Origin of the sequence: Pseudomonas sp. Fl5BN2, assembly GCF_009908205.1 — a bacterium.
Lineage (GTDB): Bacteria > Pseudomonadota > Gammaproteobacteria > Pseudomonadales > Pseudomonadaceae > Aquipseudomonas.
This window is the reverse complement of the sequence record NZ_JAAARL010000007.1, coordinates 96,025-118,603: the sequence shown is the minus strand read 5'-3', so window position 1 is coordinate 118,603 and position 22,579 is coordinate 96,025. Positions and strand designations below refer to the sequence as shown.

Annotated in this window: 21 protein-coding genes; 5 read left to right on the top strand and 16 right to left on the bottom strand. The window is 63.0% G+C overall.

Annotated features, from left to right (window positions below; all coding sequences use genetic code 11):
• The first annotated feature begins 5 nt into the window (after positions 1 to 5).
• A complete protein-coding gene (locus GV819_RS12010; RefSeq protein WP_161756299.1) occupies positions 6 to 3,104 on the top strand; it encodes an efflux RND transporter permease subunit in 3,099 nt (1,032 codons plus the stop codon).
• A gap of 86 nt (positions 3,105 to 3,190) precedes the next feature.
• Here GV819_RS12010 and GV819_RS12005 read toward each other — a convergent pair whose 3' ends face one another.
• From GV819_RS12005 to GV819_RS11975, 8 genes are all read right to left on the bottom strand, one after another.
• On the bottom strand, positions 3,191 to 3,451 hold the full coding sequence (locus tag GV819_RS12005) for a hypothetical protein (protein ID WP_161756298.1): 261 nt from the start codon (positions 3,449 to 3,451) through the stop codon (positions 3,191 to 3,193).
• Positions 3,448 to 3,633, bottom strand: a complete 186-nt coding sequence (locus GV819_RS12000; RefSeq protein WP_161756297.1) for a hypothetical protein — start codon at positions 3,631 to 3,633, stop codon at positions 3,448 to 3,450. The genes GV819_RS12005 and GV819_RS12000 overlap by 4 nt, the downstream gene beginning before the upstream one ends.
• 118 nt (positions 3,634 to 3,751) lie before the next feature.
• Complete coding sequence (locus GV819_RS33175) at positions 3,752 to 3,877, bottom strand: hypothetical protein (RefSeq protein ID WP_256667472.1); 126 nt, start codon at positions 3,875 to 3,877, stop codon at positions 3,752 to 3,754.
• A gap of 195 nt (positions 3,878 to 4,072) precedes the next feature.
• Positions 4,073 to 4,252: a hypothetical protein gene (locus GV819_RS11995; RefSeq protein WP_161756296.1), complete on the bottom strand. Its 180-nt coding sequence runs from the start codon at positions 4,250 to 4,252 to the stop codon at positions 4,073 to 4,075.
• A 155-nt stretch (positions 4,253 to 4,407) separates the two neighbouring features.
• The gene (locus tag GV819_RS11990; protein WP_161756295.1) at positions 4,408 to 5,583 is read right to left on the bottom strand and encodes a lactonase family protein; all 1,176 of its coding nucleotides are present in this window, start codon (positions 5,581 to 5,583) and stop codon (positions 4,408 to 4,410) included.
• On the bottom strand, positions 5,570 to 5,863 hold the full coding sequence (locus tag GV819_RS11985) for a DUF5629 family protein (RefSeq protein WP_161756294.1): 294 nt from the start codon (positions 5,861 to 5,863) through the stop codon (positions 5,570 to 5,572). The genes GV819_RS11990 and GV819_RS11985 overlap by 14 nt, the downstream gene beginning before the upstream one ends.
• Before the next feature lie 274 nt (positions 5,864 to 6,137).
• Entirely contained in the window at positions 6,138 to 8,513 is a 2,376-nt protein-coding gene (locus GV819_RS11980; protein ID WP_161756293.1) for an efflux RND transporter permease subunit, read from the bottom strand.
• Between the two features lie 32 nt (positions 8,514 to 8,545).
• Entirely contained in the window at positions 8,546 to 9,595 is a 1,050-nt protein-coding gene (locus tag GV819_RS11975; RefSeq protein WP_161756292.1) for a WD40/YVTN/BNR-like repeat-containing protein, read from the bottom strand.
• A gap of 433 nt (positions 9,596 to 10,028) precedes the next feature.
• Here GV819_RS11975 and GV819_RS11970 point away from each other — a divergent pair, with 433 nt between their 5' ends.
• Positions 10,029 to 11,693 (top strand): SulP family inorganic anion transporter, encoded by a 1,665-nt coding sequence (locus GV819_RS11970; RefSeq protein WP_161756291.1) that lies wholly within the window; start codon positions 10,029 to 10,031, stop codon positions 11,691 to 11,693.
• Between the two features lie 340 nt (positions 11,694 to 12,033).
• Here GV819_RS11970 and pepN read toward each other — a convergent pair whose 3' ends face one another.
• From pepN to GV819_RS11940, 6 genes are read right to left on the bottom strand one after another with little or no spacing between them, the layout of a single operon-like run.
• Positions 12,034 to 14,697 (bottom strand): aminopeptidase N, encoded by a 2,664-nt coding sequence (gene pepN / locus GV819_RS11965; RefSeq protein ID WP_161756290.1) that lies wholly within the window; start codon positions 14,695 to 14,697, stop codon positions 12,034 to 12,036.
• Positions 14,698 to 14,709: 12 nt separating this feature from the next.
• A complete protein-coding gene (locus GV819_RS11960) occupies positions 14,710 to 15,540 on the bottom strand; it encodes a DUF2797 domain-containing protein (protein ID WP_161756289.1) in 831 nt (276 codons plus the stop codon).
• Positions 15,537 to 15,797 (bottom strand): YeaC family protein, encoded by a 261-nt coding sequence (locus GV819_RS11955; RefSeq protein WP_161756288.1) that lies wholly within the window; start codon positions 15,795 to 15,797, stop codon positions 15,537 to 15,539. Before GV819_RS11955 ends, GV819_RS11960 begins: the two co-directional genes overlap by 4 nt.
• A 15-nt stretch (positions 15,798 to 15,812) precedes the next feature.
• The gene (locus GV819_RS11950; protein ID WP_161756287.1) at positions 15,813 to 16,682 is read right to left on the bottom strand and encodes a rhomboid family intramembrane serine protease; all 870 of its coding nucleotides are present in this window, start codon (positions 16,680 to 16,682) and stop codon (positions 15,813 to 15,815) included.
• Complete coding sequence (locus tag GV819_RS11945) at positions 16,679 to 17,653, bottom strand: metallophosphoesterase (protein WP_178125146.1); 975 nt, start codon at positions 17,651 to 17,653, stop codon at positions 16,679 to 16,681. Before GV819_RS11945 ends, GV819_RS11950 begins: the two co-directional genes overlap by 4 nt.
• The gene (locus GV819_RS11940; RefSeq protein ID WP_161756285.1) at positions 17,650 to 18,540 is read right to left on the bottom strand and encodes an NAD(+) kinase; all 891 of its coding nucleotides are present in this window, start codon (positions 18,538 to 18,540) and stop codon (positions 17,650 to 17,652) included. Before GV819_RS11940 ends, GV819_RS11945 begins: the two co-directional genes overlap by 4 nt.
• Positions 18,541 to 18,702: 162 nt before the next feature.
• Between GV819_RS11940 and GV819_RS11935 the strand changes: the two genes are divergently transcribed.
• Entirely contained in the window at positions 18,703 to 19,653 is a 951-nt protein-coding gene (locus GV819_RS11935; protein WP_178125988.1) for a DUF1853 family protein, read from the top strand.
• Positions 19,654 to 19,796: 143 nt separating this feature from the next.
• On the opposite strand, the gene GV819_RS11930 is transcribed toward GV819_RS11935, so the two are convergent.
• Complete coding sequence (locus tag GV819_RS11930; RefSeq protein WP_161756283.1) at positions 19,797 to 20,354, bottom strand: NADPH-dependent FMN reductase; 558 nt, start codon at positions 20,352 to 20,354, stop codon at positions 19,797 to 19,799.
• Positions 20,355 to 20,583: 229 nt separating this feature from the next.
• Here GV819_RS11930 and GV819_RS11925 point away from each other — a divergent pair, with 229 nt between their 5' ends.
• Positions 20,584 to 20,820 carry a hypothetical protein gene (locus tag GV819_RS11925; RefSeq protein WP_161756282.1) on the top strand — a complete coding sequence of 79 codons (237 nt, stop codon included), beginning with the start codon at positions 20,584 to 20,586 and terminating at the stop codon, positions 20,818 to 20,820.
• 269 nt (positions 20,821 to 21,089) lie between these two features.
• Positions 21,090 to 21,983, top strand: a complete 894-nt coding sequence (locus GV819_RS11920; RefSeq protein ID WP_161756281.1) for a LysR family transcriptional regulator — start codon at positions 21,090 to 21,092, stop codon at positions 21,981 to 21,983.
• Here the strand turns inward: GV819_RS11920 and GV819_RS11915 are convergent.
• The gene (locus tag GV819_RS11915) at positions 21,980 to 22,567 is read right to left on the bottom strand and encodes a GNAT family N-acetyltransferase (RefSeq protein ID WP_161756423.1); all 588 of its coding nucleotides are present in this window, start codon (positions 22,565 to 22,567) and stop codon (positions 21,980 to 21,982) included. The genes GV819_RS11920 and GV819_RS11915 overlap by 4 nt on opposite strands.
• Positions 22,568 to 22,579: the final 12 nt, after the last annotated feature.

Sequence of the window (22,579 nt, the reverse complement as noted above, 5' to 3'; positions counted from 1 at the left end):
ACAACATGCCGCAATTCTTTATTGATCGCCCGGTGTTCGCCTGGGTGGTCGCCTTCTTCATCCTTCTGGGTGGTGCCCTGGCGATTCCCCAGTTGCCGGTGGCTCAGTACCCCACCGTGGCGCCGCCGCAGATCGAGATCTACGCGGTCTATCCGGGCGCCTCGGCACAGACCCTGGACGAGTCCGTGGTCAGCCTGATCGAGCAAGAGCTCAACGGTGCCGACCACCTGCTGTACTTCTCCTCCCAGAGCAGCCTCGGCAGCGCCACCATCACCGCGACCTTCCAGCCCGGGACCAACCCGGAACTGGCCCAGGTCGACGTGCAGAACCGCCTCAAGGCGGTCGAGCCGCGCCTGCCCCAGGCCGTGACCCAGCAAGGCCTGCAGGTGGAGAAAGTCTCCGCCGGTTTCCTGCTGCTGATCACCCTGACCTCCAATGACGGGCGCTTGAGCAATGTCGGCCTCAGCGACTACCTGGCCCGCAACGTGATGAACGAGATCCGTCGCGTCGACGGCGTCGGCAAGGCCCAGCTGTATGGCGCCGAGCGGGCCATGCGAATCTGGCTCGACCCGCAGAAGCTCATCGGTTTCAACCTGACCCCGGCGGACGTCAATGCCGCCGTCGCCGCACAGAACGCCCAGGTGCCGGCCGGCAGTATCGGCGACCTGCCGAACCCGTCCAGCCAGGAAATCACCGCGACGATCCTGGTCAAGGGACAACTGACTACCCCTGAGGAGTTCGCCGACATCGTTCTGCGGGCCAACCCGGACGGTTCCACGGTGCGCATCGGTGATGTCGCGCGGGTGGAAATCGGCAGCCAGGAGTACCAATTCGGCACTCGCCTGAACGGCAAGCCGTCCACCGCCGTCGGCGTACAGCTGTCTCCCGGGGCCAACGCACTGAACACCGCGACGCTGATCCGAGCGAAGATGGACGAGCTGTCGAACTACTTCCCGGCCGGCGTGGAATACAAGATCCCCTACGACACCTCGCCCTTCGTCAAGGTCTCGATCACCAAGGTGATCTACACCCTGCTCGAAGCCATGGCACTGGTGTTCCTGGTGATGTTCCTGTTCCTGCAGAACATCCGCTACACCCTGATTCCGACCCTGGTAGTGCCAGTGGCACTGATGGGCACCTTCGCCACCATGCTGGCCCTGGGCTTCTCGATCAACGTGCTGACCATGTTCGGCATGGTGCTGGCCATCGGCATCCTGGTGGACGATGCCATCGTGGTGGTGGAGAACGTCGAACGGATCATGGCCAGTGAGGGGCTGTCGCCCAAGGAGGCCACGCGCAAGGCGATGAAGCAGATCACCGGGGCGATCATCGGCATCACCCTGGTGCTGGTGGCGGTGTTCATTCCCATGGCCTTCATGCCTGGTTCGGTGGGGGTGATCTACCAGCAGTTCTCGCTGTCCATGGCCACCTCGATCCTGTTCTCGGCGTTCCTCGCGCTGACTCTGACCCCGGCCCTGTGCGCCACCCTGCTCAAGCCCATCGCAGCGGGCGAACACCATGAGCGCAAAGGCTTCTTTGGCTGGTTCAACCGCCGCTTCGAACGCCTCAGCGACCGCTACCAGAGCGGCGTGGCCTACGCGATCAAGCGCAGCGGACGCTACCTGCTGATCTACGTCGCCCTGCTGGCGATCATGGCGTTGCTGTTCACTCGCCTGCCCTCCTCGTTCCTGCCGGTCGAGGATCAGGGCTACACCATCACCGATGTGCAGTTGCCGCCCGGCGCCAGCCAGAACCGCACGGTGCAGGTGGTGGAGCAGATCGAGGCGCATAACGCCTCGGAACCGGGGGTCGGCGACAGCACCATCATCCTCGGCTTCAGCTTCTCCGGTAGCGGGCAGAACGCGGCGCTGGCCTTCACCACCCTCAAGGACTGGTCGCAACGGGGCAGCAATGACTCGGCCATGGCGATTGCCGATCGCGCCAACGGCGCGCTGAGTGCCATCAAGGACGCGGTGGTGTACGCGATCCTGCCGCCGCCGATCGATGGCCTGGGCACCTCCAGCGGCTTCGAATTCCGCCTGCAGGACCGTGGCGGCCTCGGGCATGCGGCGCTGATGCAAGCCCGGACCGATCTGTTGAAGGCAACGGAAAACAGCCCGATCCTGGCCAACGTCCGCGAAAGCGCCCTGGCCGAGGCACCTCAGGTGCAACTGGAAGTCGACCGCAAGCAGGCCAATGCCCTGGGCGTGTCCTTTGCCGATATCGGCAACCTGTTGTCCACCGCCCTGGGCTCGGCCTACATCAACGACTTCCCCAACCAGGGACGGATGCAGCGGGTGGTGGTCCAGGCCGAAGGCGATCAACGCAGCCAGGTGGAAGACCTGTTACGCCTGAACGTGCGCAACAGCGCTGGCAAGATGGTGCCGTTGTCGGCCTTCGTCCGCGCCAGCTGGAGCCTGGGGCCGGCGCAGCTGACCCGCTACAACGGCTACCCGGCCATCGCCATTTCCGGCGAACCGGCACCCGGCCACAGTACCGGTGAAGCCATGCAGGAAATCGAGCGCCTGGTGGCCCAATTGCCCACCGGCCTGGGCCTGGAATGGACCGGCCTGTCCTTGCAGGAACGCCTCTCCGGCAGTCAGGCGCCGTTGCTGCTGGGCCTGTCGCTGCTGATTGTGTTCCTGTGCCTGGCGGCGCTCTACGAGAGTTGGTCGATTCCCACCTCGGTGCTGCTGGTGGTGCCACTGGGGGTATTGGGTTCGGTGTTGGCGGTGACCTTGCGCGGTATGCCCAACGACGTGTTCTTCAAGGTCGGCCTGATCACCATCATCGGCCTGTCGGCGAAGAACGCGATCCTGATCATCGAGTTCGCCAAGAGCCTGTACGACGAAGGCCACGACCTGCTGGAGGCCACGGTGCAGGCCGCCCGCTTGCGCTTGCGCCCGATCGTCATGACCTCCCTGGCCTTCATCCTCGGCGTGGTGCCCCTGGCCATTGCCACCGGTGCCAGCTCCGCCAGCCAGCAGGCCATCGGCACTGGTGTGATCGGCGGCATGATCACCGCGACCCTGGCGGTGATCTTCGTCCCGGTGTTCTTCGTGGTGGTGATGAAGCTGGTAACCCGCGGCTCACGCAAACCCTGAGCCCACTCCAGGCGGGTCCTGATTTCAGGGCCCGCCTACCACGGATCTAACCCTCCCCCGGAGTAATTGCCGTCGCAGAGCGCGGCTCAGGCCGTCATGGCCGGGCAGCGCTGTGACTGCGGGCATTCCAGTGCAAAGGGTCCGGGAAATGCGCCCCGGGCTTTGACCGGCGGCGTGCCGGCCAGCAGGTTCGGGGGTTTCGCTGCCTGGCTATGATGGGCAATCAGATGCTTGCATTCGATATTGCGCGCCAGTGCGCCCGCCGACCCCTGCCCCACTCCCAGCAAGGTAGCGCCGTTGGTCAAGAAGGCCAGGAAGGCGGCGACCATCAGTCTGCTCCCGTTCATAACCCTGCGGCTCCATGGGGCTGGGCCGACAGCGTCTCGCTGCCCCGGGCCTGTTGCGGCGGGTGCTGCGTCCGGTCCAGCGATGGACTGGCGGCCAGACTGACCCACAGCACCATCGTCAGGTACAGGGCAATCGCCACATAGGCGCCATGTTTGGCAGAGGTCAGGAGCGAGCGGGCCATGCTGAGGTTCTCCGAAGGCAGTTGCAGTGCCCAGAGAATCCATCAAGCAAAGGCTGATAAAAAGACGTTTTTATCCATGGCCATTATCAATTTTTTTGATCCTGAAACCCCAGAGGCTTCAGTCCTGCAGCAGGCTCGCCAAACGCTCGCGGGAAGTTTCGGGTTCACCTTCCACCGGCTGCGCCGAGGACAGGATGGGGGTGGAATAGAGCAACAGCAGAACCACAGTCAGACGCATCACCATGCTATCGATCCTTGCTCGGGAAAGAGTCAATAAGTCAGCGTCAAATTTAAACATATGGCCATGTGATACTACCAAGCAAAATTTGCCTGGTGCGGGGATTCGGTCGCAAACAGGTAATGCAGGAGCGACATCACTGCTTCAGTGACTTCGCTCCTGCATACCTTGGGACCTGACGAACAAAGGCTGCACTGAGTCTCAGCTCTGCACCTTGTGATCCAGGGCGGCGTAGAAGTTGGCGCTCTGCTGCAGGTATTTCTGGGTGTAGGTGTTGGTGGCAGATTTCTTCTGGCTGATTTCCACATTGGCGCTGGCAGGCAGTACCACGCTGGCAGAAATGGCCGAGGCTGCGATCACGGAGAAGAGATTGAAGTTCATGTGGGTAACCCTCGTATTCAGTTGGCTTGCTTGCCCGTGTGGGCCGTGAAGCAAACTTACTCCCGAGGGTTGGCGGGAAAAAATTCTTTGCGGCAGTAGCCATTATCAGCGGCGTTAATAGAAGGAGTCAGGCCCCGGATGGCGGGGCCTGCGGCCTATTGACGCACCAGGAACTTGATATCGCTGGGCGCTTCAAAGGGCAGTTTCTGCACGGTCTTGCCGAGAAAACCGGTCTTGGCGTCGCGCTCGATCACCACGATCTCGTTGCTCTTCTGGTTACCGATCAGCACATAGCGGTTGCTCGGATCGAGGCTGAACTCCCGCGGATGATCGCCCTCGACGGAACGGCGCTGGATCTCCTTGAGCTGACCATTGCTCTGGTCGATGGCGAACACCAGCAACTGGTTGGCGGTGCCACGGTTGCTGACGTAGAGGTACTGACCGTCCTTGGACGCGTGCAGTGCCGCAGCGGCCTTTTTCTCCTTGGCGCCATTCGCCGCCAGGTCAACCAGCTGACGCTGGGTCAGCTTGCCGTCCTGATAATCGAAGACCGCCACCTGGGCACTCATTTCCATGGTCAGGTAGGCGTGCTTGCCATCCGCGCTGAACAGCAGGTGACGCGGGCCACTGCCAGGGGGCAACTGGACGAACGCCGGATCGGCCGGGCGCAGTGGATGCTCGGGATTGGCCTTGGGGTCGTAGCTATAGACAAACACCTTGTCCGCCCCCAGGTCGTTGGCGAACACGAACTTGCCGTCCGGCGAAGACACCGACGAGTGCACGTGGGCCGATTGCTGGCGCTCGGCATCCACCCGGCTGGCCGGATGGCTGCTGAGCTGGACCACGGGCGACAGGTGGCCATCAGCGCTGACCGGCACCACCGCCAGGCTGCCACCTGGATCGGGGTCCACCGAGTAGTTGCTGACGAACAGGTAGCTGCCGTCGGCGCTGAGGCTCGAATGGGTAGGCTCATTGCCCTGGCTCTGCACCTGGTTGATCAGGCTCAGCTGATGGGTCTTGGGCGCCAGGCTGTAGCTGCTGACACGCCCGATGGGGTCGGCCTGTCCCGGGCTGTTCTCATTCACCGCGAAGACGAACTTCAGGTCCTTGGACAGCGTCAGCCAGGAGGGGTTGGAGCTCTTCACCACCTGCAGCGGCTTGGGATCGATCTGCCCGGTGCGCTCGTTGAAGCGCAAGCGATACAGGCCCTGGCTCTGCCCCTGGGTGTAAGAACCCACCAACAACTCCTGGCTATCGGCCGGAGCGGCCTGGACCGCCATGGCGCCGACACTGCCGGCCATCAACAGGGGCCAGAAATTACGCATCTTCATGCTCACTCTCCTCTTCGTCACGGGCACTGAACGCGCTCATGCACACCAGGCGGTGCTCGCCCGAGTCCGCCACCAGGGTCCAGCTCTGCAACTGCGGGTCGAAGGTCGCGGCCTGCAGTTGGGCCAGGGTGAAGCTCCAGCGCTTGGCGGCGCGGCCATCCATGCACTCGATCAGCAGGCGCTGCTCGTCGAGGGTGAAATCGAAGGCGTGCAGGCCGTCGATTTCCAGCATGTCGCAGGCTTCAAGGGCGGTGAGCAAGGTGTCGGTAGCAGCGGTCATAGCGATCAATCATCAATTGGAAAGGCGCAATGATAGCTGATTGGCGCCAGCGGGTTGGGCCAGCATTGCGCCGCAGTCTTGAAGCGCGATGTGCCGCCGTTGAAGCGTCAAGAGCGTATCTGCCGAAGGTCGATTGCAAGCGCAGATCGTGCCGTCGGCACAACCTGCGACAGACACCACCGGCACCTCAAGGCCAGCCTCTCTTGCCGAGTTAATCGCCAGGCATAAAAAAGCCGCAACCCTGGGTTGCGGCGGGTGATCGATCAGCGCGGGATCAGTGGGCGAACAGCGAGTTGCCCTTCTGCCCGGCGAGCTTCTCGGGCTTGATCAGGAATCGCGCCAGGGCCGGCAGCAGCCACAGGGCGCCGAACATGTTCCACAGCAGCATGAAGGTCAGCATCAGCCCCATGTCGGCCTGGAACTTGATCGCCGAGAAGATCCAGGTGCACACGCCAATGGCCAGGCACAGGCCGGTGAACAGCACCGCTTTACCGGTGGAACGCAGGGTCTGGTAGTAGGCCTCTTGCAGCGGCAGCCCGGCCCGCAGGAAGCTTTCCAGGCGACTGTAGATATAGATGCCGTAGTCGACACCGATCCCCACCCCCAAGGCCACCACCGGCAGGGTCGCGACCTTGACCCCAATCCCCATGAAGGCCATCAGGGCATTGCCCAGCACCGAGGTCAGCACCAGCGGCAGGACGATGCACAGGGTCGCCGCCCAGGAGCGGAAGGTGATCATGCACATGCCCGCCACACAGATGTACACCAGGATCAGGATGGTCAGCTCGGACTCCTTGATCACTTCGTTGGTGGCGGCCTCGATCCCGGCGTTACCGGCGGCCAGGATGAACTCCAGGCCATCCTGGTTGTGTTCCCGGGCGAACTCCTGCACCGCATGCACCGCACGGTCCAGGGTCGCGGCCTTGTGGTCATTGAGGAACACCAGCACCGGCGCCAGGGAGCAGTTGTTGTTGTACAGGCCATCGGCCCGGGCGATGGAGTTGTTGAGCACGTCGGGGTTGCGCGACAGGGTTTCCCATTTCAGGTTGCCCTCGTTCATGCCCTTGATCATCTGCTTGGACACAGTCACCAGGGAAATCGCCGACTGCACGCCCTCGGTGTTCTGCATCTTCCACATCAGCTCGTCGATGGGCGCCATGGCGGCGTAGCGCGAGCAGCCTTCGGCCGCGGTCTTGACCATCACCACCAGCACATCGGAACTGGTGGAGTAGTTGCTGATGATGAAGTTGTTGTCCTTGTTGTAGCGCGAGTCGGGACGCAGCTCCGGCGCGCCCTGGTCAAGGTCGCCGATCTTCAGGTTCTGGCTGTACCAGAGGCCGCCGCCGAAGGCCACCAGGGCCAGGGCGACGGAAATTGGCGCGACTTTCGGACTGGCAAAGTTCGACAGCAGGCGCCAGAACGGATGCTCGCGGGAGGCGTCCTTCTTGCTGCGCTCGATGGCGCGCTTGCTGATGCCGACATAGGAAATCGCCACTGGCAGCAGGATCAGGTTGGTGAACACGATCACCGCCACACCGATGGAGGCGCCGATGGCCAACTCGCGAATCACCCCGATATCGATGATCAGCAAGGTGATGAAACCCACGGCATCGGCGAGGATCGCAATCATCCCCGGCAGGAACAGCTGGCGGAAGGTGCGCCGCGCCGCGGTCAGGGCGTTGTCGGCATCACTGGACTGCAAGGCAATGCCGTTGATCTTCTGCACCCCGTGGGAAATGCCGATGGCGAAGATCAGGAACGGCACCAGCATCGAGTATGGGTCCAGGCCGAAGCCGAAGGCGTGCATCAGCCCCAACTGCCAGACCACCGCAACCAGGGTGGTGATCAACACGGCGATAGTGCTGCGGATGCACCAGGTGAACCAGTACAGCAGCACCAGGGTGATGATGAAGGCCACCCCGAAGAACATCACCACCATGATCAGGCCATCGATCAGGTCGCCGACCTTCTTGGCGAAACCGACGATGTGGATCTTCACATTGGGGTTCTGCGCCTCGAACTTGTCGCGGATCTTTTCTTCCAGCTCGTGGGAGAATTTCTGGTAATCCAGGGCCAGCAACTTGCCCTGGTCCTGCGGGTCCGGGTAGGACTCCAGCAGCGGGATATCGACGATGCTGGATTTGAAATCGTTGGCCACCAGGCGCCCGACCTGGCCGGACTTGAGCACGTTGTTGCGCAGTTGCTCGAGGCTGTCGGCCGAACCGTTGTAGCTCTGCGGGATCACTTCGCCGCCGGCAAAACCTTCCTCGGTGACTTCGGTCCAGCGCACGCTCGGGCTCCACAGCGACTTGAGCCCGGAGCGATCGACACCGGAGATGTAGAACACCTCGTCGTGGATCTGCCGCAGGGTCTCCATGTAGTCCTTGGTGAAGATCTCGCCATCCTTGGCTTCCACCGAGATGCGCACGGTGTTGCCCAGGTTGGCCAGGTCGTTACGGTGCTCCATCATCCGCTCGATGAACGGGTGCTTGAGCGGAATCATCTTTTCGAAGCTGGTGGATGGCCGGATCAGGGTCGCTTGCCAGAACAGGAACGTGCTGACCAGCAGGCAGATGAAAATCACTGCCGGGCGGTTGTTGAAAATCAGGCGCTCAAGAAAGTTCGCCTTGTCCTGGTGATGACTGCTCATGGAATTCCCCACCTTCTTATTATGTGCCCGGCCTATTGGCCAAGTTCAGCGCCCGTTGCTGCAGAGACCCGTACCCCGCCCTGCCCGGCCAGCACCAGCTTGCCGTCGCCATCACCGGTTACCGCCGAGAGTGAAATGCGGTCGGGACGATTGAACACGCTGAAAGTCTGCCCATGGTCGGTGCTGCGAATCACGCTGCCACCATTGCCGACGATCACCAGCGAGCCGTCGTCGAGCAGCGTGGCGCCGGACAGGCCGAACTCCAGGGCGCCACGGGCCGCGTTGAGCTCCACCTGTTCCCAGGTGCCGCCAAAGTCCGTGGAGCGATAGAGGTTGCCGCGCAGGCCATAGACCAGCAGGGTTGCCGGCTGGCCGGTGGCGATCACGCCGAACAGCGAGCCTTCATAGGGGCCTTCGAGGCGTTCCCAGGTCTGCCCGCCGTCGGCGGAGCGGAACATGCTGCCCTGCTCACCGACAATGAACAGCCCGGAGTCCTTGACCTCGGCAATGGCGTTGAGGTGGAACTGGTCCTGGTTGTCCAGGCGGTCGCTGACGTCTTCCCAGTGCTGGCCGCCGTCCGTGGTTTCCAGCAGTGCGCCATAAGCGCCAATGGCGTAGCCGGCCTGAGTGTCCTTGAACCAGACATCGAGCAACGGCGCTTCGCGCTTGAGGTCCTGGTATTGCTGGCTCCAGGTGGCGCCGCCGTCACTGCTGGCCAGGACCTGGGCATCGTGACCCACCGCCCAGCCGTGCTGGTCATCGACGAAGTACACCGCCGTGAGCAATTGCCGGGTCGGCACCTTGGCCTGGGTCCAGGTCACGCCCTGGTCGTCGGAGTAGAGAATGTGCCCGCGATCACCCACCGCTACCAGGCGCTTGCCGGCGTGGACAACATCGAGCATCAGGCTTTTCGCGGCCTTGGCCGATTCGATGGAATAGACCGTTTGCGCCGCATTGGCTGCGGCCAGGACCGGTGTCGACAGCGTCACGACAGCCAACAGCGAGAGCGCTGTAGCCAGCAGTGCGAACGTGCGCAGCGCCGGCGGGCGGCCAACAACCACACCCATGACAGGCTCACTCATAGACCATTCCCCCATTTATTATTGTCAGGTCATTCAACCTTTCAGGGCGCCTTCCAGGGTCTGTAAAGGCCGGATCGATTCGATGATCGTCCTGAAACCTGCAATCTAGAGCCCCTTCGGCTGCGGGCTATCCTATCGGGCTTTGGAAAGGTCTGACAATCAACGCCACGTTATCTTTTGTTAATCACTGCTCCTGTCCAAGTCCCTGAATGCTCGGGCATTCGCTGGGGTGACCAATATCGCGGCACAGCCCGTGACAAGCCGCAGGGACCGCCACAAAAAAACCACCGATTCGGCTGAAGCTGGACCTGTTTGCCGCCCCTTGCTGCGGAAAACGCGCAAAGGCTGATCCACAGCAGGAGTCCCCGCGCCCTACTGTTGGCTATGATGAGCGGCATGGGTTGCCAGCCCCGTTGACCTTCAGGAGTGAGCGATGATCGCCATACGCGAGGCGTGGAAGGCCGGGTTGCTGAAACCCCGGCACTGGGCACGCAACCTGGTGGCCGGAGTGATTGTCGGCGTGGTGGCGCTGCCCCTGGCCATGGCTTTTGCCATCGCTTCCGGGGTCAAGCCCGAACAGGGGATCTACACCGCCATCGTCGGCGGCCTGCTGGTGTCACTGTTCGGCGGCAGCCGCTTGCAGATCGCCGGGCCCACCGGGGCCTTTATCGTGATTCTCGCCGGGATTACCGCCAAATACGGGGTCGACGGCCTGCAACTGGCGACAATGATGGCCGGGATCATCCTGTTCCTGCTGGGCATCAGTCGCCTGGGGGCCCTGATCAAGTTCATTCCGGACCCGGTGATTCTCGGCTTCACCGCCGGCATCGGGGTGATCATCTGGGTCAGCCAGTGGAAAGATTTCTTCGGCCTGCCCGCCGCCCAGGGCGAATACTTTCACCAGAAACTCTGGCACCTGTTGCAGGCGCTGCCCAACCTGCACCTGGCCACGACTGCGTTGGCCGGGCTCAGCCTGGCGCTGTTGCTGTGCGTGCCGAAGATTCCACACCTCAAGCGCCTACCGGCACCACTGGTGGCGATGATCCTGGCCACCGCTCTACAGTCGCTATTCCAGTTCCAGGGCGTAGCCACCATCGGCAGCGCCTTCGGCGGCATCCCCCAGGGCCTGCCTCAACTGCAATTGCCAACGATCAGCCTGCCCCGGGTGCTGGACCTGATCGGCCCGGCCTTTGCCATCGCCATGCTCGGCGCCATCGAATCGCTGTTATCCGCGGTGGTGGCCGACGGCATGGCCGGCACCCGCCACAACTCCAACCAGGAGCTGATCGGCCAGGGCATCGCCAACCTGGCCGCGCCACTGTTCGGCGGCTTCGCGGCCACCGGCGCGATTGCCCGCACCGCCACCAATATCCGCAACGGCGGCAACAGCCCACTGGCCGGCATTACCCACGCGGCGGTGCTGGTGCTGATCATCCTGTTCTTTGCACCGTTGGCAGCCAATATCCCACTCTGCACCCTAGCGGCGATCCTGTTCGTAGTGGCCTACAACATGAGCGAACTGCACCATTTCAAGCGCATGGTGCAACGGGCACCCCGGGCCGATGTGGCGATCCTGCTGTGCACCTTTGTCCTGACGGTGTTCAGCGACCTGGTGATCGCGGTGAACATAGGGGTGGTCCTGGCGATGCTGCATTTCCTACGGCGCATGGCCTCCTCGGTGGAGGTGCAGCAGGTGGTGGAAGCGGACCTGGCCAACGAGTTGCACGGCAAGGGTCGAGGGCATCTGCCGCCAGGCGTGCTGGTCTACACCATTGAAGGGCCGCTGTTCTTTGGCGCCGCGGAAACCTTCGAGCGTGCCCTGGCCCAGACCCACAGTGATCCCCGGGTGCTGATCATCCGCCTGCAGCACGTGCCGTTCATGGACATCACCGGGCTGCAGACCCTGGAAGAAGTGATCGGCCAACTGCACAAGCGCGCGATTGTGGTGAAGCTCTGCGAGGCCAACCTCAGGGTGCATGCCAAGCTTGAGCGGGTTGGCATCCTGCACGCCATTGGCGCGCAGAACTATCACCCTGGCCTGACTGAAGCGCTACAAAGCGAGATCCCCCCTGCCCCCACGGCAGCACCGCTCGCGTAGCGCGGGCTTGCCGGCGAAGGCGATGGCTGGGACGGTGCATGGCTCGAGGGCCTGTTCGCCGGCAAGCCGGCTCCTACAGTGCGAACCTTGCCGCGGCCGTAGGAGCTGGCTTGCCAGCGAAGGCGATGGCTGGGGCGGTGCAAGGTTCGAGGGCCTGTTCGCCGGCAAGCCGGCTCCTACAATGGCGAACGTTGCCGCAGCCGTAGGAGCTGGCTTGCCAGCGAAGGCGATGGCTAGGGCGGTGCATGACTCGAGGGCCTATTCGCCGGCAAGCCGGCTCCTACAGTGCGAACGTTGTCGTGGCCGTAGGAGCTGGCTTGCCAGCGAAGGCGGTGCTGCCTCAGGCGAGGCTTTTGCTGACCACTTCGAAGACGTCGCTGGACAGCTCGCCGGATGCGCGGATGCGCTCCAGCTCGCCTTTCATCAACGCCTGGCGGGCGCTGTCGTATTTGCGCCAGCGGGTCAATGGCGCCAGTTGCCGCGAAGCAATCTGCGGGTTGAAGCCGTTGAGTTCGATCACCAGGTCAGCCAGGAAGCGGTAGCCGGAGCCATCCGCCGCGTGGAAGTTGATCAGGTTCTGCCCGGCAAAGGCCCCTACCAGCGCGCGCACCTTGTTCGGGTTCTTGATGTTGAACGCCGGGTGCTGCATCAACGCCTTGACCCGCGCCAGGCCACCCGGCAACGGGCTGCCGGCCTGGACGCTGAACCATTGGTCCATGACCAGCGGGTTGTCCTTGAAGTTCTCGGCGAACAGTTCCAGGGCCCAGGCCTTTTCTTCCTCGTAAGGGGAATTGACCAGCACCGCCAGCGCGGTCAGGCGCTCGGTCATGTTATCGGCGTGCTCGAACTGCTCCTTGGCTGCCGCCGGCACCAGGAACTCCGGCTTGCTGCTGACCATCACGTACGACAGGGCAATGTTCTGCAAGGCACGCCGGGCGAAATGTTCAGCCTCGGCCACATAAGGCGTGCGCTTGGACACTTCGCGGTTGGCCTGATAACGCTGCCACAAAGGTTCGAACAACTCGTCGGCCAACTGCCGGCGGGCAAATTCGCGGGCGGCATGGATGGCTTCGACATCGGCCACTTCGCTGATTTCGGTGAGGTAGGCCTCGCCCGGCAGCGAGAGCATTTCCGCGACCATGGCCTGATCCAGGCGGTCGTCGGTCAATACGCTGCGCAGCGCCGTGACCAGGCGCGGGTCCATCGCCAGGGCCTCGCCCTTCTGCTGCTGGGCGATCAGTTCCTGCAACACCTGCACCGACAATTGCTGGCCGGCGTCCCAACGGTTGAAACCGTCGCTGTCGTGCTGCATGAGGAACATCAACTGGTCACGGCTGTAGGGGAAGCTCAGCTTCACCGGGGCCGAGAAGCCCCGCAGCAGCGACGGCAGCGGCTGTTCGGCGATGTCGACTAAGGTGAAGGTCTGCTCGGCCTCGGTCACCGACAACACGCGGGACGTGCCCTGGGCAGCGGCTTCACCGGCCAGGCGCAGGGCCATGTCGGCACCGCTGCTATCGAGCAGGCCCAGCTCCACCGGGATCACGAACGGCAGTTTCTCGACCTTGTCCGGGGTCTGCGGGCAGCTCTGGCGGAAGGTCAGGCTGTAGGTCTTGGCTGCCGCGTCGTAGGACTCGCTCACCGCCAGCCGTGGCGTACCGGCCTGGCTGTACCAGCGCTTGAACTGGGTCAGATCGACGCCATTGGCGTCTTCCATGGCCTTGATGAAGTCATCGCAGGTCACGGCCTGGCCGTCGTGGCGTTCGAAGTACAGGTCGCTGCCCTTACGGAAGCCTTCGGCGCCGAGCAAGGTGTGGATCATGCCGACCACTTCCGACCCCTTCTCGTACACGGTCAGGGTGTAGAAGTTGGAAATCTCGATAAAGCTTTCCGGGCGCACGGCATGGGCCATGGGGCCGCCGTCTTCGGCGAACTGGTGGGTGCGCAGGTAGGCCACATCCTGGATGCGCTTGACCGTGGCCGAGTTCATGTCCGCGGAGAAACCGGCATCACGGAACACCGTGAAGCCTTCCTTCAACGACAGTTGGAACCAGTCGCGGCAGGTCACGCGGTTGCCCGACCAGTTGTGGAAGTACTCGTGGGCGACGATGGCCTCGACCCGCTGGTGCGCGGCGTCGGTGGCGGTTTCGGCACGGGCCAGCACGGCGCTGGAGTTGAAGATGTTCAGGCCCTTGTTTTCCATGGCGCCCATGTTGAAGTCGTTGACCGCAACGATCATGAAGATGTCCAGGTCGTATTCCCGGCCATAGGTCTCTTCGTCCCAGCGCATGGACTTCTTCAGGCTGTTCATGGCGTGCTGGCACTTGTCGATGTTTTCCGGCTCGACGTAGATGCGCAGCGCTACATCGCGGCCGCTCATGGTGGTGAATGTGTCTTCGACACACCACAGGTCACCCGCCACCAGGGCGAACAGGTACGCCGGCTTCATGAATGGGTCTTCCCAGGTCGCCCAGTGCCGGCCGTCTTCACCGGGGCCGCTGGCGATCGGGTTACCGTTGGACAACAGCACCGGGTAGCTGTGCTGCTCGGCCACCACGGTGGTGGTGAAGGTGCTCATCACATCCGGACGGTCGAGGTAATAGGTGATCTTGCGAAAGCCTTCGGCCTCGCACTGGGTACAGAACATGCCGCTGGACTTGTACAGGCCTTCCAGGGCGGTGTTGCTTTCCGGATGGATCCTTACGCTGGTATCCAGGGTGAAGCTGGCGCTGCTCGGGTGCAGGGTCAGGTGGCTGTCGTCCAACTGGTAGTCCGCCGCCGTCAGTTCGCGGTCGCCCATGGCCACCGACAGCAGTTCCAACTGCTGGCCGTCCAGTACCAGCGGCGGCAGGCCGGCGCCGCGAGCCGGGTTGCGACGCATCACCAGCTGCGCATGGACCAGGCTGTGGTCCTCGAACAACTCGAAGGTCAGGTGCGTCTCGTCGATCAGGTACTCGGGGGCCTGATAGTCCTTCAGGTAGATCATCTTCGGTTGGTCGGTGCGCATGACGAATTCCTTCTACTGATGCACGGCGAGCTGGTAGGCCGTGTACTTACGAATGTTGATCACGCCGGTGTCGAAGATCAGGTACTGGCCCTTGATCCCCATCAGGGTGCCTTCGGCAATCGGGTTCTTGTCCAGATTGAAGCTGACGATCTTGGCCGGGTACTGCTCGACCGGGTAACGAATTTCCAGGGGCTCGATGTCCCGTACCGCCTGGATGGCCTGCAGGCCGAAACGCTCCTGCAGGGCCAGCAGGCCTTCGGCGCAGGATTCGAACAGTTGCTCGCGCACCTGCGTCAGGTCCACGGCCTGGGCATCGCCCTTGAGCAAGGCGCGCCAGTTGGTCTTGTCGGCCACCTGGGAACGGAACAGGTCCTCGACGAAACCGGATTGCTGGCGGGTCGCCACACGCATGATCGGCAGCGCCTGGCTGGCGCCCTGGTCGATCCAGCGGGTAGGCAATTGAGTGGCGCGGGTGATGCCCACCTTGATCCCCGAGGAGTTGGCCAGGTAGACCACGTGATCGGTCATGCAGAACTGCTCGCCCCAGGACGGATCGCGGCAGGTGCCGGCGTCATAGTGGCAACGCTCCGGGCTCATGATGCACAGGTCGCACTGGGCCAGCTTGGTCATGCAGGGGTAGCAGTAGCCCTGGCTGAAGCTGGTCTTGGTCTTGCGTCCGCAGTGGGAGCAGTGGATCGCCCCCAGGTATTCCAGGCGCAAGGTGCTGCCGATCAACGGATTGACCGGCACCTCGCTGTCACCCAGGCGAAAAGCGTACTGAACGTCCGGCCCGTCAAGGCGCGCCGACATTTTGCTGATGGAGCCGCGGCCAATCTCGATCAATGGATGGCATCCGACTTGAACAGGAGGTTCGGCACCGGTGCCGACTTCGAGGCGCATTCCTGCGGGCCCATGTAGCCGGTGCGCTGCTCCTCGGGCAAGTTCTGCATTTCCCAGGCAATCATCGCCTGCAGGGACAGTTCACGCTGCTCGGCGGTGAGTTTGCGGCCATCGGACCATTTGCCGATTTCTACCGCCAGTTTCAGGCTCTGGTAGATCTCGGGGGTGATGTTTTCGATCATTTCGACAAAGGACGACATTCAAGACTCCAGCGTTTAAAGGGCCAGTTTACGGCGACTGTACAAGCCGCCCAACAAGCCGGTGAGGCAACCGACGAGCAACCCGCCGACGTGGGCGGCGTTGGCGATTTCGCCGAAGCCGATCATCGAGACCAGCCCGGACAGGCACAGCAGCAGCCACACCAGCATCATCACCAGGACGCCTCGAGGCAGCCGGTAGATCGGATTGGGCGACAGCAGTTGGTAGATCCAGCAATGCCCGAGCAGGCCGTAGAGCACCCCGGACAGGCCACCGAACAGGGTCGGGCCGCTGAAATAATATTGTGCGTAGTTGGACACCAGGCTGAACAACAGGGTCAGGCCCAGCAGGTTGATGCTGCCCTGGCGCATCTCGATGCGCCGCCCCAGTTCCCAGTACCACATGCCGTTCATGGCGATGTGCAGGATGCCGAAGTGAATCAGCATCGGGGTCACCAGGCGCCACCACTGCCCCGCCGCCAGGCTGTCGGCCAGAGGGGTGAACTGGATGTAGTCGCCGACCACCCGGAACTCGAGGAATGTGAACCAGCCCAGCGTTTGCAGATTGCCCCCCAGCAAGGTGATGCCGCAGACCGCCAGGCTCAGCAACAGGATCAGCGCGGTGACCGGGCTGCGACGCAACTGTTCGACCAGGCCGATACGGGCCGGGGTGGCGGCTTGCGGGATATCCAGTTGCTGTTGCGGATCGCCGTGGGGAAAGCGCTGGTACAGGCCCCGCACATCTTCGCTGATGGACTCCGGCGCCCAGAGCACCTGCTCCCCCGCCTCTTCACTGACTCGGTGGGGCACCTGCATGCGTTGCAGCAACTTGACGAAACCACTCAGGTCCGTCGCCAGGGGCAGACGCAAAACCGCTACCGCACTCATCGCAATACCTCGGGCCGCTCGACGTCGACCCAGACAAATTTATTCGGGTCCAGGCGGGTTTCCTGGTCCAGCCGGTAAGCCGCTAGCTTGCCGTAGAGCACCGCGCTGTAGTCCAGGCATGCCAGGTTGGGGAGAATCGGCGCCGGCTTGCCGCTGCGCCAGTAGTGACCGACGAACAACATCGGCTCGTCGGCGCCATAACGCAGCAGGCTGTTCTTTTCCGCAGGCGACAGCGGCGTGCGCGCCACCGGCTCGGGCAACGCATCGGGCTGGAAGACGATGTCGCCATAGGTTTGCGGATCGTCTTCCCAGAACTTGGTGCGGAAGAAGGCCCGGGTCAAGCCGTCGCCACTGGTCATGGTCAAGCCATGGGGCAGGCGCATGTCGGTGCCCCGCAGCAGGCGGTCAAAGGCCGTACAAGCGAAGCTGTCGGGCAACGCCGAGGCCTGCAGGAATGGGCGATCGATGCAGCCATTCGGGTACTGCTGGCGCAGCGGGGCGATCAGGCCGGCATCCCAGCATGCATGTACCACCCGAAAACGCCCGGCATCGACGAACAGCGGCAGTTCATAGAACCACTCGAGAAAGTCGTGCCAGTCGCCGGGGTGCTGCTCGAACTGGGCCAGGGTCTCGTGGATCAGGCGGGCGTGGCGCGGCGTGTGTTCACGCACGAACTGCTTGCCACTGCCCTCGGCGGCCGGCGTGCTCCAGCCCAAAGCGTTGAACTCATGGTTACCCATGATGCACAGCGCCTGGCCGGCCTCGACCATGTCGTGGACGATGTGCAGGGATTCACGGATACGCGGGCCGCGGTCGATGATGTCGCCGAGGAACACCGCCATCCGCGACGGGTGCCGCCAGACGCCGCCCTGCTTGTGATAACCGAGCCGATCCAGCAAGTGCTCCAGGGTCAAGGCGCAACCGTGCACGTCACCGATCAGGTCGTAGCTACGCGCGGGATCGAGCATCAGTCGCCTCCACCGCCCAGTCGGCTGCCCCAGCCGAGCTTGGTCCGGCAGACCTCGTAGTAGTTGTGGTCCAGTGGATGGATCAGGCGCAGTTTCTGCGCCTTCTTGCTGACCGTGATGGTGTCGCCGGGCGCACAGGTAAAGTGGTTCTGGCCGTCACAGGAGACTTGCGGATAGATCTGCATATCTTTGGACACGACGATTTTCAGCTCACTATTGCCATCGACCACAATCGGTCTTCCAGACAAGGTATGGGGGTACATCGGCACGATCACAATGGCATCCAGCTTGGGATGCATGATCGGCCCGCCAGCGGACAGCGCGTAGGCCGTGGAACCGGTGGGCGTGGCGACGATCAGGCCGTCGGCCTTCTGGCTGCAGACGAACTGGCCGTCGATGTAGATCTCGAATTCGATCATCCGCGTCGACTTGCCCGGGTGCAGCACCACGTCGTTCAGCGCATCGCCCTGGCCGATGGCCTCGGCGTGGCGACGGACTTCGGCCTGCAACAGGAAGCGGTTTTCCACCAGGTAGTGGCCGTCCAACACCTCGGCGACCTTGACCTCCAGCTCATCGGGGCGGATGTCGGTGAGAAACCCCAGGCTGCCGCGGTTGATCCCCAGCACCGGAACATTGTGCCGCGCCAGGGCCCGGGCGGCGCCCAGCAGGCTGCCGTCGCCGCCGACCACGATGACCATGTCGCAGACCTCGCCCAACAGCTTGCGCGATGAGGTCTGCAGGCCGTGGCCCGGCAGCACTTCGGCAATGGTGTCTTCGAGGATCACGTGCAGGTGGCGGGCCAGCAGAAACTTTTTCAGTCGGCGAACTGTGTCCAGCACCTGCGAACTGCCCAGGCGACCGATAATGCCGATATTGCGAAATTGCTCCATGGGGCTCCTGCGAGGTTCGGGTACGGGCGAAACAGAGGATTATGGGCGAAACCCGGCGTTAGACAAAATCCTTTCAGCCACGAGGGCTTAGGAACATCAGCGGCAACTGCGAGTGGCACGCATTTATCGCGAACGGCATGGGTTTGCGTCTATGCTCGCAAGATGCTCCTGTTCGCGGATTTAGTCAGCCTCCCCCGCCAGTTGCGTCAACCTGAAGTCCGCGACCTCGCCTGGGTCATCCTCGCGCCGCCGATGCTCAGCCACACGCCCTGGCCGCAGCGCCACCCCCTGGCCGGCAGCGACTGGGTGCAGGCGCCGCAACTGCTGGCCCACTGGCTGCGGTGCCAGGACCTGGACTGCCGCGCCCTGCGCCAGTGGCTGAGCCAGGGTCCAACCCGACGCCTGGGCCTGTACTACGAACGCCTCTGGCAGTTTGCCGTGCACCATGCCCCGGGAGTGGAACTGCTGGCCGCCAACCTGCCGATCCGCCGGGGCGGACATACCCTCGGCGAACTGGACATGCTGCTGCGTGACCGCGACGGGGTGCATCACCTGGAACTGGCGATCAAGCTCTATCTGGGCCCACAGAACGGCGACGGCGAGGACCGCGCGCAATGGCTGGGCCCCGGCTGTCATGACCGCCTGGATCGCAAGCTGGCGCACCTGAAAGAGCATCAGTTGCCGATCTCCGCCCGGGATGAAAGCCATGAAGCCCTGGCAGCACTGGATATCCAGGCCTTCAGCGCGCACTTGTGGCTCGGCGGCTACCTGCTGTATCCCTGGCCGGGTCATGCCGCAGCCCCCTGCGGCGCCCATCCGCAGCACCTGCGCGGACGCTGGCTGCATCAGCGCGACTGGCCAGCGTTCATCTCCCAGAGCGCGCCAGGGCGCTGGCAGCTCTTGCCTCGCCAAGCCTGGCTGGCCCCGGCCCACTATCTCGCCGAGCAAACCTGGACTGCCGCGCAACTGCAGCAATGGCGAGCGAATCTTGACTCGCACGCCCCCGCACAATTGCTGGTGCGGCTGGAGGAAAATGCCCAAGGCAGCTGGGAAGAAGCCGAGCGGTTGTTCCTGGTTGCCGATCTCTGGCCCCATCTACCGGGAGCCTCATGAGCCACAACTGATGGGCTCAGAAGCAACCGAACGGCGTTGCGAGTATCAGCCCGGGCACCCGCCAGGCCGATGCCAGGCTCACGCCTTCGCCAGCAAGCCGGCTCCCGGACAGGGAGCCCAGGGTCGCCGGCCATGGATCGTGGTCAGACTTTTTTCTGCTGCTCAATCCACTGCCCATAGGCGCTGATGAAGCCCTGCAGGAACGGCCGGGTTGCCTCGGACAGCTTGCCGGACTCGTCGAACGCCGAGCCGGCGCCGCCCACGTAAGCCTCGGGCTGTTGCATGCACGGGACATTGAGGAACACCAGGGACTGGCGCAGGTGATGGTTGGCCCCAAAGCCGCCAACGGCCCCCGGGGAAACGCTGATCACCGCACCCGGCTTGCCGCTCCAGGCACTCTTGCCGTAAGGACGCGAACCAACGTCGATCGCGTTCTTCAGTGCGGCCGGCACCGAGCGGTTGTATTCTGGGGTCACGAACAGCACAGCATCGGCAGCGCTGATCTGCTGGCGAAACTGCCCGTAGGCCGCCGGTGGAGTCACGTCGATGTCTTCGTTGTAGAGCGGCAAGTCGCCGATCTCGATGATGTTCAGCTGGAGATTGGCCGGTGCCAGCTCGGCCAGAGCCAGGGCGACCTTACGGTTCAAGGACTGTTTTCTCAGACTACCGACCAGCACTGCAACCTTGTAGACATTGCTCATTGGAGTTTCCAACCGTTGGCTTGAAGAAGATGCTAGTTATAGATGAGCCAGGGGGTTGCCTGCTACCCCACCCAACCCATTTCCCCGCATAAACCCTGCAGCCCGTTGCGGCCCGGGATGAGACCATTGGCACCGACCGATTATTTTTTTCACCGGGCAAAACTTACCCTGCACCCGCCGGGTCTACAGCACCGAAATTTGTGTGTTTTATCTCCAGAGGCTCTAAAAGATGGCAGCAGTACTTGTCGGACAATTCCATGCAAGAGATGCCGAGGGACGGGTGTACTCAGTACACGAATTCCAGGAATCCATGCCCTCGGAGGACAGCGCGACCGGCTCGGAGCCGGTGACCACTTACCGTCTGGCCATTGGCGACCGGGTCAAGAAGCTCGATGACAACCAGTTTTTGCTGGTGCAGTCGGATATAACCATCGTCCGTGAACCCGAGACTTATGTGACCGAGTGATCCTGATACACCCTGTGGTCTGTTTTCACGCCCGCTTCGTTGAAGTGTCGCCCAAGCCGATCGCCGTAACGGCGACAGGCATCGGGTGGCGCTTGAGAGATCATGCCGGGCAACGTTGTGCACCCGCTGCGATCGAGTGCAACGGTCGCGGTGATCTCACGCTTGCTAAAGCGCCTTCGCAGCCCGGCGGCAGCCGCTACAGATTCCCGGCCTGCACTTGAGGTAGGATCGATGCTTGACTCTTCAACGGCTGGAGATGGACTTCAAGCATGCGTTTACGTCATATCGAGGTGATTCAGGCGCTTCTGCAAACCGCTCACCTGGGAACCGCCGCCGAGTTGCTGCAACTCTCGGTGGCCGAGGTCGAAGCCGTGCTGCGCGATGCTGAAAGCCAGTTGGGATTCATGCTGTTTGCCAGTGTCCGCGGGCGCTTGCAAGCCACTCGCGAAGCCCGTGAGTTGCAACCGGCGATCACCCGAGTGTATGACGCCTTCGACCCCCTGCAACGCCTGGCCGACAGCCTGAGGTTTCACCAGGCGCCACCCTTGCGCATTGTCGGCACTGCGCCCCTGGTCCAGCAACTGCTGCCCCAATGCATTGCCGCCCTGCGTCGGCGTTTCACCGACACCCCCTGCAGCCTCCTCAGCCAAAGCACCCGGGATATGGTCAACAGCCTGCTGCTGCGTGACTGCGATCTGGGCCTGAGCCTGCATGACCCTGAACACCCGGACATCCACTGTCAGCCGCTGGCCCAGGGCAAGCTGTTCCTGCTGGCGCCCCATGGCTGGCTGCAGGCGAAGCAGAAATACGTGGCCCTGCAAGATTTGGCCGGCCAGGCCATGGTCGGCCTGGAAGGCCAAGATCCGCTGAGCGTGATCCTCGCCAGCAAGTTGCAGAATCTGCGCCCCAGCCCAGTGATCCAGACCCGGGTGCAGACCTATCAGATGATGCGCAGCCTGGTGGAGGCCGGTGAAGGGCTGGCCATCGTCGATCCCTTTACCGCTGTCGGTGCGCGTATCGCAGGGCTCGATGTCAGCCCATTGTCACCGCCCATTGGCGTCACCCTGTATGCCCTGCGACGCAACGGCAGCGACACCTCGCCCCTGCTCAACGCCCTGCTGGAGTTGCTGACCGAACAGGCCGAGGCGCTGCTGGCCGGTTAAAGCGTGGCTTGCTGGGGCTCATCGGCAAACAGCCGGTACCAGAAGATCGCCACCTCGCCGGTCTGCGGGTCGATGCCGCGATAACGCAGGTGATCCACGCCTCCCACCACATAGCCGCAGCGCTCGTACAGGCGACAGGCCCCCAGATTGTTGTTCTGGGTCTCGAGCATCACGCCCGGCAACTGCTTCTTGCGGCTCCAGAACTGCGCCACCTCAAGCAACGCCTTGGCCACCCCATGGCGCCGCGCCGGCACATGCACCGCCAACTCGTCGACGTGCCCGTAACCGTTCCAGTTGGTACTGACCACCAGGTGCCCCACCGGCTGGTCATCGAGATAGGCCATGAAAATCTCGCTGCCCGGAGCGTTGCGATAGCTGCCGAACTCCTCCGGATCAATGCCATAGCATTTGCGATACGGCACGATCTTGCGCAACGGCCAGTCAGCCACCGCCAGGCCACGCTCGGCCTCGGCATAGGCGCTGACCTCGAAACTGAAATCACTGCCCCATACATAGGCGGCAAACCCCTCGTCGGCGACGCGGATCGCCAGGCCCGGATGCTTTGGATTCACCGCGGGTTGCAGGGCTGGAAAACT